We start from the raw sequence: 364 nt of genomic DNA on the forward strand, positions 1-364 counted from the left end.
CGTGGCGGCGGGCGTGGTGGGACAGTCGAGCTATGACGCCGTGAACGGCGGCCAGCTCTACGGTCTCGCCAGCTCGACGGCGGCTGCCCTGGGCGGCGGTGCGACGGTCACTTCCAGCGGCGCGATCAGCACGCCGACGTACGGCTTCTCCGACGGCACGTTCACCAACGTTGGCGAGGCGCTCGCGGCGATCGACGCCAAGGCAGCGACCGGCTCGGTCAACGGCGTTGTGTACGACAACGACGCACACACCCAACTGACGCTGGGCGGCGCGGGCACGACCAAGGGTCCGGTGGCGCTCACGAACGTCGCCAACGGTTCGCTGAACGCTTCGAGCGTCGACGCCGTGAACGGCTCGCAGTTG

Annotated in this window: 1 pseudogene; it reads left to right on the forward strand. The window is 69.5% G+C overall.

What is annotated here, in order from left to right:
• Positions 1-364 (forward strand): annotated as a pseudogene (locus U5805_RS31675) (hemagglutinin); the annotation flags it as partial.

The organism is Paraburkholderia sp. J41 (assembly GCF_905220235.1).
GTDB lineage: Bacteria > Pseudomonadota > Gammaproteobacteria > Burkholderiales > Burkholderiaceae > Paraburkholderia.